Source organism: Kribbella sp. NPDC051718 (genome assembly GCF_040681515.1).
GTDB lineage: Bacteria > Actinomycetota > Actinomycetes > Propionibacteriales > Kribbellaceae > Kribbella.
Genome location: NZ_JBFAYZ010000019.1, coordinates 1 through 13,528, shown reverse-complemented (window position 1 = coordinate 13,528; position 13,528 = coordinate 1). Strand labels below are relative to the sequence as shown.

The following is a 13,528-nucleotide window of genomic DNA, read 5'->3' as shown; positions in this document are numbered from 1 at the left end:
AGGTCAGAGAACGGAGCGGGCCAGGTGGTGGCCGAGGGTTTGGCCGGCGTAGTGGTCTAGGCGGGTGTGGATGCCGGCGTAGAGGCGGCTGAGGCCGGCCTCGTCGGCGATTGCTTGCAGGGAGCGGAAGGTGCGGGCTACCCCGGGGAGGAGTTCGGAGGTGACGGTGAGGCGCAGGCGTGGGTCGAACTCCCGGGTCAGCAGGGTGGCGGCTGCTTGGGAGATGACGCTGTGGGCGCCGGGGTAGGACGGGTCTGGCGGTGTGTTGGCCAGCGGAGTCCAGGTGGGATCTGCGGCGGTGGAATGGTTGCCGTCGGCATCGGCGAGGCGGATCGCGGTGATCGGGCGCCAGATGCGGAAGTGGTACTTGGCGTCGTAGAAGGCGATCACCGCGTCGGCCAGTGCCAGGTTGAGCTGGGCGAAGACGGCGGCGGCGCGGGCCAGGTCGTAGTGCTCGGTTCGCAGGGCGGTTTGGGTGATCTCGTTCCAGTAGTTCCAGATCGGCGCGGCCCAGAAGTTCGCTTGCTGGGTCTGGTCGGCGCTGCGGGTTGTGCTGTTGTTCCTGCCCAGTCGCCTGACCTCGTTGATCGCCGCGGCGTACCGGCGGCTGGCGAGATCGGGGTATGCCTCTGGGCGGAAGCGGTTGGCGCGCTTGATCAGGAACGGAGTCACGCTCGACCAGTGGGTGAACACCGGCGCGGCGTTGGCGGGTGGCGTCGGTCGGTACTGGCCGGGTTCGGTGCCTGGGGCCAGCGGCGGCGATACTGCCGATGAGCCGTCGTGGCTGCGCAGGTCGAGCAGCAGCCGGGCAGTCAGGCGGCCGGCGGCGATACCCGATTCCCGGGCGTGGGCCGGGCCGGCACCGGTCAGAGACGCCTCGAGTTGACGGTCCAGGCTCGCCGCCTCGGACGGGTACAAGGCAACGAGAATGTCGTGCCCTGCTTGGGCTGCCGCGGCGATCGGCGATGCTCCCGGAGCCGCATGGACGGCGAAGAGGTACGGCGTGCCCTTCCCCGTGGTGGCCACCACGGCGTTGTGGATCGCGGCATGCAGGATGGCGAAGCTCCTGGTCGGGTGGATCGTGGGTGGTTGCAGGCCTGGCGTGCGGACGATCCGCAGCAGGGTCTGGTTCCACGCGATCACGACGTCAGCACCCGCCCGGACCTGTCGGGTCAGTTCGAGGGTCGGGATGCGGGCAGCGGTGTGAGCGGCGGCGAAGCCGGTGTTCGTCGCCGCGACGGCGACGGCCGCGGCGGTCGTGCTACCGGCGATCAGCAGGCCGCGGCGGGATACTGGAGATGTCACGATGACTCCACAGAGAGGATTCGATGGTCACCAAGCAGATAGCCGGCCGGGTTACGAGCAGAACCCGTGTAACCCCCGCACCTATCAAGGGTGTGGTGTCGTGTCGGTGCTGACTGGTGAAGGTGACGGTGGCGGGTGGCGGGACAGAGATCGTCGGGGCGGCGGACGCCCGAACGGGGACCGGATGCGCCGGTTCATCTGCACGTGGTGACCGACGACAGCTACTCCGACTGGGAGGCCGTCTACAACGACAACGTGGACCGGGTCTACCGGCTGATGTTCGTCAAGGTCGGCAACCGGCCGGATGCCGAGGACCTGACGGCCGAGGTCTTCGTGACCGCGCTGAAGCCGCTGCGGCTGACGGCGAGTATCGGCGAGGTCCGGGCGTACCTGCTCGCCACCGCGCGGACGGTGCTCGCGGGGTACTGGCGGCGGACGCTGGGGCGCCAGATCACCCGGCTCGAGGAGGATTGGGCGCTGACCGAGCCGGTGAGCGAGGCCGGCGACAGCGGCGCGGTCGTCCGGGCGGCGGCGATCCTGGCGGAGCTGCCGGATCGGTACCAGCGGATCCTGCAGTTGCGGTTCATCGACGCCTGCTCGGTGAAGGAGGCCGCGGTCGAACTGGGAGTGACCGTCGGCAACGCGAAGGTGCTGCAGCATCGGGCGCTTCGCCAGGCCGCGGCCGTCGCAGACAGAATGGAGGGGTGACGATGCGCGGAGTACGCCGATTCGTCGACGACCTGCTGAACCGGCGTCGGACGAAACCCGCTGCCGTCGACGAGTCCGACGAGTCGCAGATCCGGACCGCCATCATCCTGCGCGCCGCCGGGCCGGACAACGGCCCGAGCGACGACTTCGTCAACTCCCTCCGCGAACGCCTGCGGACCGAACTGGACGACGAGACTGCATCGGGGCGCGAGCCGCACGACGGAACGTCACCAGCGCACGGACCGCACGACGACCCGCGACGGGCGCGCGAGCTCGGCGACGGTACGCCGGTACGGGAATTGCGCGGCACCAGCCGTCGGCGGTTCGTTGGGTCGATCGCGGCGGCCTCGGCGGCGTCGGTTGCGATCGGGGTTGCTGCCGGGGAGGCGTTGGGCGGGGCCGGAGGGGCGGTGACGGCTGAGCCCGGCGAGCAGACGGTCACGCCCGACAACGGCGAGTGGCGGGGGATCGTCGCGGCCAAGGATCTGCCGGACGGCGCGGTACGGCCGTTCGACACCGGCAGCATCGTCGGATTCGTCCACCGTTCTGGTGACCAGCTGAATGCCGTGTCCGGGGTGTGCACCCACCTGGGCTGCAAACTCGCTCTGGACGGCCCGGCCCGGCAGCTGAACTGCCCTTGCCACAACGCGGCCTTCGGCGTCGACGGCGCCGTGCTCCATCATCGGCTGCCGATCGCCCTGCCGCCGTTGCCGAAGCTGAATGTCCGCGAGTCCGACGGCGTCGTCCAGGTCTTCGTACCGCCGCGTCAGGCGTAACCCCGGCTCCTATCAAGGGGCATGAGAATACGACGTTTCGTCATCGCGCTCGCGACGGTCGGTTGCCTTACGACCGTCGCGGCGTGCGGTACCGATAGCCAGGCCCAGCCCGCCGCCACCCAGCCCCCTCCGGCCGACTCGGAGATGCCGGGGATGTCGATGTCACCGGCACCCCCGGCCGGTCCCGCGGTCGCCGCCGATGCCGTGCAGATCAAGGAGTTCGCGTTCGGCCCATAGAACATCACCGTCAAGGTCGGTACCACCGTGACATGGACCAACGAGGACCAGGATCCGCACACGGTGACCAGCCAGAACGGCGACGGTCCGTTGAAGTCGAGCACGCTGCAGAAGGGTGACAAGTTCCAGTACAAGTTCACCAAGGCCGGCACGTTCGACTACCTGTGCACGATCCACCCGTTCATGACCGGCACGGTGGTGGTCACGGCATGAGCGTCGAGGACGATCACAGTCCGGAGGGTATGACGCGACGTCAGCTGATGCGGCACACCGCCTGGTTCGGCGCGGCCGTGGTGCTGACGGTGACCGGAGGCGAGGTGAGCAGCCAGATCGCCCGCGCGGACGAGCAGCCGGCAGCGCTGGCGAAGGATCCGAACGCGCTGCGGTTCCTCCAGATCAGCGACAGCCATCTCGGCTTCAAGGGAACGGCGAACACCGCTGTCGAACAGTCCTTCGCCGACGCGATCCAGCAGATCAACGAGTACCGCAAGGCGTTCGGCCAGGGGACCGTCGGCGACGGGTGGTACAGCTTCGACCTGCGGGGCGTGCACTTCATCTCGCTGGTGAACACGCTGAGCCTCGAAAGCCTCGGCCATCTCGGCCAGGACCAGATCGAGTTCGTCCGCCAGGATGTCGCGAAGTTGTCCTCGGACACCCCCATCGTCGTGTTCAGCCACATCCCGCTGTTCGCGCTGTATCCCAAGTGGGGTTGGGGAACCGACGACGCCACTCAGGCATTGAGCTACCTGAAGCGGTTCTCTTCGGTGACGTGTCTGAACGGCCACATTCACCAGCTGTTCACCAAGACCGAAGGCAACATCACCTTCCACAGCGCGACCACCACGGCGTACCCGCTCCCGCGACCCGGCGAGCGGCCGGCCCCGAGCCCGGTCACCCTGCCGGCCGGGAAGCTCAAGGCCGCGCTCGGCATCCGCGAGGTCCAGTACGTCGAGGGCACCGAGCGCCTCGCGATCAAGGACGTGGAGCTCGCATGAGAACCTTCCGCCCCGCTCTCGCCGCGCTACCGGTAGCCATCTGCCTGGCGGTCGTCGGCTTCATCCACGCGCAGCTGTACGTCCGCAGCTACCACGCCATCCCGTACATCGGCACGTCCTTCCGCTGGGACGCGGCCGCCTCGTTCGCGATCGCCCTGCTCCTCCTGATCCGCAACGCGCCGGTACTCCGCCTCGCCGCACTCGCCCTCTGCCTCAGCGGCCTGGGTGGCTTCATCGGCTCCCGGACGGTCGGCCTCTTCGGGTTCACCGAACGCGGCTGGCAACCCGCCCCGCAGGCGCTGCTCAGCGTGCTCGCCTGGGTCGTCGCGCTGGCCGTGCTCCTCGCCCCGTTCGCATGGCAGCTCCGCTTAGCGTTAAAACCAGATCCGGCCTGATTGCATCTTGACGTGGTCCGCACGGCTCACTAGCGTGCGAGCCACGGGTTTTAACGTTAATAAATCGGCAAGGCTGGAGAGTGGGATGGCGCCGGTACCGCATGGGCACGTGACGTTGGTCCAGGTGGCTCGCTGGGCCGGGGTTTCGGCTCAGACGGTGTCGAACGCGGTCAACAATCCCGAGCGGGTGGCGCCGGCGACGCGGGAGCGGATCCTGGCGGCGGTCGAGGAGCTGGGGTACGAGCCGAACCTGTCGGCGCGGGCGCTGCGGAACCGTAGTTCGTCGTTGATCGCGTTCAAGACGCGGCCGGCCCGGACCGACAAGGCCTCGCTGTTGATGGACGAGTTCCTGTACGCGCTGAACGCCGCCGCGGCCGAGGCCGGCTACCACCTGATCCTGTGTCATGCCGAGGACGGTTCGGCGAACGAGATCAAGGCCTACCGGGACCTGCTGAAGAAGACCTCGGTCGACGCGTTCGTCCTGGCCGAGACGCACCGCAACGACGACCGGGTCTCGGCACTGCGGTCGTGGGGTGTGCCGTTCGCGTCGTTCGGCCGGTCCTGGGACGGTGACGAGGCCACCTCCTGGGTCGATGTCGACGGCCGCGCGGGCACCCGGGCGGCAACGGAGCATGTTGCGGCGCAAGGGCACCGCCGGATCGGTCACCTCGGCTGGCCGGCCGAGTCCGAGATCGGCGCCGAACGTCGCGAGGGGTGGCTGGAGGGCTGCCGCGGGCGTGAGCTGGAGACGGATCTCCAGGTCGCGGTCCCGGACACCCTGGAGGCGGGTCGGCAGGCCGCACACCGGATGCTCGATTCGTCCCGCCCGGCCACCGCGCTGGTCTGCGCCTCCGACACGCTCGCGCTGGGCGTACTACGTGCGCTGCACGAGCGGGGACTGCGACCAGGGGCGGACGTCGCGGTCACTGGCTTCGACGACTCACCGACCGCCGCACTCGTGAGCCCGGGGCTCACCACCTTGCATCAGCCGATCGACGTCGTCGGCCGGCAGTTGATCCAGTCGATCGACAACCTGCTCGCCGGCGATCCCCGGGATCCGCAGCACGTGCTGCTGGAGCCCGAGCTGATCGTCCGCGGCTCAAGCCTTCCAGGATCACCGAGGCAGTGAGGACACCGATGAGGACCCGAACGAAGTTGCTCGCAGCAATCACCGCCGGGGCGTTGTTGCTGCCGGCCCTGACTTCCTTGCCGGCGGCATCGGCGACACCGTCCAACGCGTTCGTGGTGAACACGGAGAAGCTCGCGGGTGGTACCGGGGTCGCCGGGGTGATGGACCTGACCGCTTACGGTGACCTCGACTGGGTCCATCCGGCTGGTACGGGTACTGAGCGCAAGGCCGGGGTCGCGCCGTCGATCATGGTCGACAACCTCGATCCCGCCGCTGCGCAGACCACGCTCAACGACAGCCCGTTGTCGTTCCGGTGGTCGGACGGGACCTCGACGCCGTCGAGCACGGGGATCACCTCGGGTGGAGTTTTCAACTCGGTCGGAACTGCGGCCGGCGGCTATCGGATCACGGTGGCGCCGTCGGATTCGCCACGACGGTTGATGTTCGTGGGCGGGATCTGGCAAGCCCGCGGCACAGTCACCGTCGCGGCGGCGGACGGGAGCGGTTCGGCGTACACGACTCCGATCAGTGCTACCGATGCTGCAATTGCCAAGCGCTACACGGTGACGATCCGGCCGGGGGAGGGCGTGGTCGTGACCACCAGGTTCACCGAGAAGGTCCAGCCGGCCGGGAACGTGTCGCTGTCCGCCGTCGCACTGTCGCGGATCGCCTCGGCGGCCGGTCCGAGCTTCACGGCGACGGCGCCGCCGGTCTCGATGGACCTGACCGGTGAGGGGCCGAGCGACTGGCTGCATCTCGATGGCTCGACGATCAACCGCAGTACCGGCGTACCGGCTGGGACGGCTCGGCTCGCGGTCGCGAACCGGCAGGCCGGTGCCGCGATCGGTGCGCAGAACGACAATCCGGTGACGTATTCGTGGACCAACGGCACGCCGACCGCGACCCAGGCCGGCACTCGGCAGGGCGGCATCTTCTTCGCCGACGGAGCGAACGTCGGCGTGGATCTCACCGGCCCGTACGGCTATGACCTCACCGTGCCTGCCGCGGCGAGCGGACGGGCCGTACGGTTCGTGTCCGGCGCCTGGCGCGCGGCCGCGACCGTCTCCGTCTACCTCAACGGCGCCACCACGCCGAGCTTCGTCAGCAGCGATCTGGTCAGTACCAACGACGCGGTCACCAGGCTCTACGAGCTCACCATCGGCGCCGGTGACTCGGCCCGGATCAGCGCGCAGCTGCTCCGCAAGACGCATGACTCCGGCAATGTGACGCTGGCCGGCGTGACGCAGTCCGAGACGTCGGCGGATGCTTATCGAGGGCTGGTTCGGACTCTGCTCGCGCAGGCGGCGTCGGCCGACTTCAACGCGGCCAGTGAGGCGGCGCAGCAGCAGCTCGACGGCGAGATCGCCTCGGCGACGGCGGTGATCGGGGATGCCTCAGCGCAACGGGACGAGCTGCGGCTGTCCTACCTGCTGCTCAAGGCGGCTTTCGACGAGGCTGGGTCGGCGGCGGCCGGAGCGGAGTACACGAACGTCACGAATCCGGGGCTCACGTCGTCGTTCGGGTGGGAGGGCGACCTGAATGCGCCGATCGCTTTCATCGACGGCAGTTACCAGCTCCGGAGCCGGGGCAATGCGGTGGTGACGTTCGGGGTGCCGAACATTCCGGGCAAGATCAAGTGGACGAACGCTGAGGGGTATCTGCCCGCGTTCATCAGCGAGTACGCCAAGGACGGCCTGCAGGTGCGGGTCGAGAACTTCGCTGATCTGGTGGTGGTCGACGGGAATCGCTTCGAGGTCGCCTACTCGAGGATGAGCGTCACCAACACGACGGCGGCGCAGGCGCGGCTGCCCCGGGTGTCGAGTCTGCTGACGCCACTGACCGCGACGGCCGCACCGACGGTGACGACGATCGGCGCCGGCCAGACCGTGGTGCGCGACTATGCGGTCGCGGCCGATCGGTTCGGTGCGAGCTATGACTGGCCGTCCGCGCTGCAGTTGCAGCAGGCGGGATCGTTCAGCAAGCACTACAAGGACATGCGGAAGTACTGGAACACGAGGCTGGCGGCGATCGCGCAGATCACCGACCTGCCGGACGAGCGGCTCGTCAACGCGTACAAGGCCGGCTACATCTACACGCTGATCATCCGGGACGACATCGACGGCGCGAAGCAGTTGCACGTCGGCGAGAACGGCTACGACGAGATGTTCGACCACGACACGATCGGCATCGTGGCCACCCTGCTGACGATCGGCGACTTCACCTACGCCCGCGACTACCTCGCCACGCTGCCGGCCCAGCTCCAGTACGACGACGCCAAGTGGAAGTACAGCTGGCCGTACGCGCTGTACCTGCAACGGACCGGCGACAAGGCCTTCGTCCGCAGCCAGTTCGAGACGATCAAGAAGAACACCCACATGGTCGAGACCGACCGGATCGACGGTGGTACGGGCATCATCAAGCAGACCCTGGCGATCGACTCGCTGGGCTACTGGACGATCGACAACTGGTCGGCGCTGGCGGGGCTCACGACGTACCGGTATCTCGCCACCGCTCTTGGCGAGACTGCCGAGGCGGCCTGGGCCAAGGCGGAGTACGACGATCTGCTGCGGGTCGCGACGGCACGGATCACCCAGACGATGCAGGAGTACAACCTCGACTACCTCCCGATCTCGATGGTCGAGCCCAACGAGACCGGACCGCGCAAGGATCCCCGGGACGCGAACTGGGCCTCGATGTTCCTGTTCGGCCGCTGGGCGTGGGACGGGTATCTGTTCGGCGCCGAGCAGAGCGGGGTGATGCTCGACAAGATCGACGACACCTACACGCACGGGTTCGACCGTCGGAAGGACATCTCGGACACCATCTACAACTTCGGTGGCTACCCGCACGGTTACTACTCCAGCGCTTACAACGCCGGGTACGGGAGTTCGGCGCTGCGCGGTGAGCAGTACCGCGACCTGGGGATCAAGGCGTACCAGTTCATGATCGACAAGTCGCAGAGCGGACCGTTCGGCTGGTGGGAAGGCGTCGGCTACCCGAGCGCGAACTCACCCTGGGACATCGACCACGCATCCGGCGGCGGTGGCTCGAACCAGCACATGTGGGGCCAGTCGACCGCGACCAAGGTGCTGTTCGACTCACTGATCGCCGAGAAGTCCGACGGCACCCTGATCCTCGGCCGGGGCGTCCCGGACGAGTGGCTCACCGACCGCCAGAAGATCGCCATCGACAACTACCCGACCACCGACGGCAAGCGCGTCGGCTACCGCCTGACCACCAACGGAAAGTATCTGTCCCTCGAACTCACCGGTGCCTCCGCGGCCGGCTACAGCCTCGAACTCCCCGCCCTGAGGAACAACATCGCCGCCGTGTCGATCAAGGGCGCCGTGGTCGACCAGTCCGCAGGCACGATCGCCTTGCCCGCCGGAACAACCCACGCGACGATCACCTTGCAACACCCCTGATAGGGGGTTGCAACCTGGAGGAGCGGGCTTTCCGTCTTGGGGGAGACATGGAGAGCGGAGGCGAGGATGGCAGAGCGTGACAAGGCGTTCGTCGAGTTCGTGGAGGCGGCGAGTCCGTCGCTACGGAGGACGGCGTTCCTGATCGGCGGCGACCGGCACAAGGCGGACGACGTCGTCCAGGAGACGCTCTACAAGCTGTACCTCGCCTGGCCGAAGGTGCAACGGGCCGGCAACCCGTTCGCCTACGCCCGCCGGACGCTGGTCAACGTCGCCTACGACAGTGGCCGGCGTCCCTGGCGCCGGGAGGTCACCAGTGCCGAGATCCCGGAGCACGCCGTCCAGAACGGCGACTTCGCGGCCGGGCACGCTGAACGTGACGAAGTGCTCGAAGCGCTGCGAGCACTGGCACCACGTCAGCGTGCCTGCGTCGTCCTGCGGTACTACGAGGATCTCTCGATCGAGCAGACCGCGGAGATCCTCGGGTGCTCGGAGGGCACGGTGAAAAGCCAGGCCGCGCGTGGCCTCGAGACTCTCCGCACGGCCATCGATCGGCGACGGAGTCCGGCGCTGTGAAGGAGAACGAGATGGAAGACACCCGCGAGGTCAGCGCTGAACTACACCGCCTGGCCTTCACCGAACCACTGGACCACTTCGACCCCGGACCGGTCCTCACCCGAGGCCACCGCGGCCTCCGCCGGCGGCGCGTCCTGGGCGTGAGCGGCACCATCGCCGGCGTCGCAGCGGCAGCCCTCGCCGTCACCCTCATCCCAAACCTGGCAACCACCGGCGACAGTTCCGGTGTGGCCGGAGCCGAGAACTCCCAGTTCAGCCCTGTCCCGGGTGTCCCGCGTGGCGAGGACGGTGCCGCCCAGCGGATCTCGAAGCAGGAGGCCGAACGCCGCTGCGCGCTGCGATACCCCGGTGTGAAGAAGTCGCTGATCAAAACCACCGGCTACCGGTCCGTGAGCTCGCACGGCTACGCACTGAAGAGCGGTTCCGCAGGCCCCTTCTTCTGCACGATTCCCGGCGGGGACAAACCGTCGGCCGCCCTGGTCGCCGCCGCGAAGGCGGATCCGTTCCCGGACAACGCGGCCGACCAGCTGCGCAACTGTTCGGTGAACGCGTGGGTCGACATGACCAAGTGGCAGATCCAGGTCTCCGACCGCTTGAGTGCTACCCCCACCGGACTGAGCCGCGCCCTGCTGATCGCCACTTCACCGTCCGGCAAGACAGCAATCGCCTGCCAGCTGCCGACCGACGAAATCCGCGGCGCCGGCTTCGGCTGGGGAGTCACCGCCCTGCGCCTCGACGACCTGGGCAGGGACTACCCACGAGTCCCGTGGCCTGACGGAACCGTCGGCAAGGAGATCGCCGCGATCCTCCCCGAACGCACAGACTGCCAAGGCAACCTCTGCGGCCGATCGCTACCCACCGGCTGGGGCCAGGCCCCGGCGAACACCGCCAAGATCCTCGTGCAGATCGGCACCGGCCCAACGTACGAGGCGCCCCTCAACAACGGCTGGTTCACTTTCACCGCCCTGGACAAAACCAGCCACACCAACAAGGAGCACCTGAAGGTCAGGGCCTACGACAAGTCAGGAACCCTCCTCACCAAGCTCTACCCCGAGAAGTAGTAGAACGACGAGAGACGCGCTCGGACCTTGTCCCGGCGGCGATGCGGTGACGGTACTCCGTTGTCGTCCGTGGCCGGCCCTGGTTCGAGCGGCGTCCGGCGTTCCTGCGCGGTGAGAGCGTATGCCTCGTACTTCGAGATCGGTGTGTGCTTCTCGACGTACTCGCCGTCCGGCCGGCGGATGATGACGCCGCTCTCCAGACCGTGCAGCACCCGGTCGCGGTCGGCGCGTTGCAAGGAGATCGCGATCCGGCGGGTGATCCAGAACGCGATCGCCGGGCCGAGGAAGATCAGGACGCGGCAGACCCAGGTGATCGAGTTGATGGACAGGTGGAAGTTGGTGGCGACCAGGTCGTTGCCGCTGTTGAGCCAGAGCACGCCGTAGAAGGTGGTGATCGCGACGCCGATCCCGGTCCGGGTAGGTACGTTGCGCGGCCGGTCGAGCAGGTGGTGCTCGCGCTTGTCGCCGGTGATGAACTGCTCGAGGAACGGGTAGAGCGCGACGAACCCGATGAACAGCGGTGGCATCAGGAGCGCCGGTACGACGATGTTCCAGCTGATCGTGACGCCCCAGAAGTGCGATTCGACGCCGGGCATGAGGCGGACGGCGCCGTCGAGCCAGGCCATGTACCAGTCGGGCTGGGAGCCGGCGGTGACTTCGGCCGGGTTGTACGGGCCGTACAGCCAGACCGGGTTGATCTGCAGCAGCGCTCCCATCATGGCGAGCACCCCGAAGACGACGAAGAAGAAACCGCCTGCCTTGGCCAGGTAGACCGGCATCAGTGGATAGCCGACGACGTTCTTCTCGGTCCGGCCGGGACCTGGGTACTGCGTGTGCTTGTGATAGACGACCAGGATCAGGTGGACGGTGATCAGCCCGAGCAGGATGCCGGGGATCAGCAGGACGTGGACCGTGTAGAACCGGGAGACGAACTCGTCGCCGGGGAACTGGCCGCCGAAGATGAAGAACGACATGTACGTGCCGACGACCGGAGCGGCGAGCACCAGCCCTTCCGTGATCCGCAGGCCGGTGCCGGACAGCAGGTCGTCGGGCAGGCCGTACCCGATGAAGCCCTCGATGATGCCGAGGAACAGCATCACGATGCCGATCAGCCAGTTGAGCTCGCGGGGCTTGCGGAACGCGCCGGTGAAGAAGATGCGGAGCAGGTGGATGCTCATCGAGGCGACGAAGAGGACAGCGGCCCAGTGGTGGATCTGCCGCATCAGCAGCCCACCGCGGATGTCGAAGGAGATCCGCAGTGTCGACTCATAGGCCTCGGACATGTGCAGGCCCTTGAGCAGGCTGTACGAGCCCTGATATTCCACGTCAGCCATCGACGGCGTGAACCACAGGGTGAGGAAGATGCCGGTCAGGATCAGGATGATGAAGCTGTAGAGCGCGATCTCGCCGAGCATGAAGGACCAGTGGTCGGGGAAGACCTTGCGCAGGTTCTTCTTGCCGAGCTTCGCGATGCCCAGCCGATCGTCAACCCACTCCACCGAAGCAGGAAGTTTCTGCTGTGCCATCCGCGCTCACCCTCGTCCGGCTCGCCTCACCCAAACTTATGCATAATTGATGCACGCCCAGAGCCGGCAAGCAAAGTTCTGCGGGCACTTGCATAAGTTCGCAATGCCGCCGGCGATCACTACGCTGAACGTGTCCGATCGGCACAGCGCACCCGGAACCAACCATCTTGGGAGTAGAAAATGACCGACCTCGCCGCAAAGGCCAGTGAACTGCTCCGGCTTCATCACACCGGCGAAACCCTGGTGCTGCCGACCGTGTGGGATGCCTGGTCGGCCCGCGCAGTCGTCGAGGCTGGTTTCCCTGCGCTGAGCATCGGTAGCCACCCGCTGGCCAACTCCCGGGGGCAGGAGGACAACGAGGGCATGACGCTGGGCGACGCTCTCGATGGGATCCGCCGCATCACGGCAGCGGTCGACGTACCGGTGACGGCTGATGTGGAGTCTGGGTACGACACCCCGGCGGCCGAGTTGGTGGAGCGGGTGCTGGAGGCCGGTGCCGTCGGCATCAATGTCGAGGACACGGTGCACAGCGAGGGCCGGCTGCGGGAGGTGCAGGAGCACGCCGACTACATCGGCGCACTGCGCGCAGCGGCCGACCAGGCCGGCGTCGAGCTGGTCATCAACGCGCGTACGGACGCGTTCCTGGGCAAGGTGGCACAGTTCGACGACCCGCTGGCTGAGGCCGTACGCCGATCACAGGCGTGCGAGGCAGCCGGCGCCCGTTGCGTGTACCCGGTGAAGATCCCCGACGCCAAGGCCCTCGACGTCTTGCTGGCGGAGCTGTCCGGCCCGGTCAACGTGACCGCTCACCCGATCGACGGAGCACCGTCAGGCTCGTTCGAGGACCTGAAGGAGGCAGGAGTCCAGCGGATCACCTTCGGACCCCTCCTGCAGGTGGCCCTGACCCAGAACATCACCAACCTGGTCAAGCCCTGGCGCTGACTCGCCTGACGAGAGCAGGCCGGCCTTCCCCTTGGGAGGTCGGCCCACTCTCGGGGGCTAGTAGGTGATTGCGGCGACGACCTTGTTCGGGTCGACGAGGAACGGGGCTACGGCCTTCAGGACGTCTGCCTTGGGGATGCCCTTCTCGAAGGGGCCTTGGTAGACGCCGCCTTCGGCTTTGAGACCGAGGAGGTTGCCGACGACGGCGGCGTGGCGGGCTTCGACGCCGAAGATGCCGGCGGCGGCCTGGAGGATCATCTTGTCTTTGACGAAGCCGGCGGCGCCGAGGTAGGCGCCGACGCCCTTGTTCTCGAAGATGTGGGCGGTGGTGAGGTAGCTCTTGCGGGTTTCGAAGGCGCCGCCGAAGTCGACGGCCGGCGCGCCTACCGGCGTACCGCCGAGTTTCTGGATCGTCGCGGTCAGGGTCGCCACGTGCGACGCCTCGTCGGCGCCGAT

Annotated in this window: 14 protein-coding genes; 11 read left to right on the top strand and 3 right to left on the bottom strand. The window is 67.5% G+C overall.

What is annotated here, in order from left to right; all coding sequences use genetic code 11:
• Nucleotides 1-3: 3 nt before the first annotated feature.
• Entirely contained in the window at nucleotides 4-1,305 is a 1,302-nt protein-coding gene (locus tag AB0M15_RS40455; RefSeq protein ID WP_363832158.1) for a vanadium-dependent haloperoxidase, read from the bottom strand.
• Between the two features lie 135 nt (nucleotides 1,306-1,440).
• Between AB0M15_RS40455 and AB0M15_RS40450 the strand changes: the two genes are divergently transcribed.
• From AB0M15_RS40450 to AB0M15_RS40405, 10 genes are all read left to right on the top strand, one after another.
• Nucleotides 1,441-2,013: an RNA polymerase sigma factor gene (locus tag AB0M15_RS40450; RefSeq protein ID WP_363832155.1), complete on the top strand. Its 573-nt coding sequence runs from the start codon at nucleotides 1,441-1,443 to the stop codon at nucleotides 2,011-2,013.
• Between the two features lie 2 nt (nucleotides 2,014-2,015).
• A complete protein-coding gene (locus tag AB0M15_RS40445) occupies nucleotides 2,016-2,789 on the top strand; it encodes a Rieske 2Fe-2S domain-containing protein (protein ID WP_363832337.1) in 774 nt (257 codons plus the stop codon).
• Nucleotides 2,790-2,810: 21 nt separating this feature from the next.
• Nucleotides 2,811-3,026, top strand: a complete 216-nt coding sequence (locus tag AB0M15_RS40440) for a hypothetical protein (RefSeq protein ID WP_363832152.1) — start codon at nucleotides 2,811-2,813, stop codon at nucleotides 3,024-3,026.
• Nucleotides 3,027-3,029: 3 nt separating this feature from the next.
• Nucleotides 3,030-3,239, top strand: coding sequence for a plastocyanin/azurin family copper-binding protein (locus AB0M15_RS40435; protein ID WP_363832334.1), 210 nt, complete (start codon nucleotides 3,030-3,032; stop codon nucleotides 3,237-3,239).
• Nucleotides 3,240-3,268: 29 nt separating this feature from the next.
• Entirely contained in the window at nucleotides 3,269-4,021 is a 753-nt protein-coding gene (locus AB0M15_RS40430) for a metallophosphoesterase (RefSeq protein ID WP_363832149.1), read from the top strand.
• Nucleotides 4,018-4,416: a hypothetical protein gene (locus AB0M15_RS40425; RefSeq protein WP_363832146.1), complete on the top strand. Its 399-nt coding sequence runs from the start codon at nucleotides 4,018-4,020 to the stop codon at nucleotides 4,414-4,416. Before AB0M15_RS40430 ends, AB0M15_RS40425 begins: the two co-directional genes overlap by 4 nt.
• Before the next feature lie 85 nt (nucleotides 4,417-4,501).
• Complete coding sequence (locus AB0M15_RS40420; RefSeq protein WP_363832143.1) at nucleotides 4,502-5,545, top strand: LacI family DNA-binding transcriptional regulator; 1,044 nt, start codon at nucleotides 4,502-4,504, stop codon at nucleotides 5,543-5,545.
• 8 nt (nucleotides 5,546-5,553) lie between these two features.
• Nucleotides 5,554-8,970, top strand: coding sequence for a sugar-binding protein (locus AB0M15_RS40415; RefSeq protein WP_363832140.1), 3,417 nt, complete (start codon nucleotides 5,554-5,556; stop codon nucleotides 8,968-8,970).
• A gap of 66 nt (nucleotides 8,971-9,036) precedes the next feature.
• Nucleotides 9,037-9,543 (top strand): SigE family RNA polymerase sigma factor, encoded by a 507-nt coding sequence (locus tag AB0M15_RS40410; protein WP_363832137.1) that lies wholly within the window; start codon nucleotides 9,037-9,039, stop codon nucleotides 9,541-9,543.
• 11 nt (nucleotides 9,544-9,554) lie between these two features.
• The gene (locus AB0M15_RS40405) at nucleotides 9,555-10,604 is read left to right on the top strand and encodes a hypothetical protein (RefSeq protein ID WP_363832133.1); all 1,050 of its coding nucleotides are present in this window, start codon (nucleotides 9,555-9,557) and stop codon (nucleotides 10,602-10,604) included.
• Here the strand turns inward: AB0M15_RS40405 and AB0M15_RS40400 are convergent.
• A complete protein-coding gene (locus AB0M15_RS40400) occupies nucleotides 10,589-12,130 on the bottom strand; it encodes a cytochrome bc complex cytochrome b subunit (protein ID WP_363832129.1) in 1,542 nt (513 codons plus the stop codon). The genes AB0M15_RS40405 and AB0M15_RS40400 overlap by 16 nt on opposite strands.
• A 180-nt stretch (nucleotides 12,131-12,310) precedes the next feature.
• On the opposite strand from AB0M15_RS40400, the gene AB0M15_RS40395 reads away from it, so the two are divergent.
• Nucleotides 12,311-13,072, top strand: coding sequence for an isocitrate lyase/phosphoenolpyruvate mutase family protein (locus AB0M15_RS40395; protein WP_363832125.1), 762 nt, complete (start codon nucleotides 12,311-12,313; stop codon nucleotides 13,070-13,072).
• 57 nt (nucleotides 13,073-13,129) lie between these two features.
• Here the strand turns inward: AB0M15_RS40395 and AB0M15_RS40390 are convergent.
• A partial coding sequence (locus tag AB0M15_RS40390) for a ferritin-like domain-containing protein (RefSeq protein WP_363832121.1) occupies nucleotides 13,130-13,528 on the bottom strand: 399 nt, incomplete at its 5' end.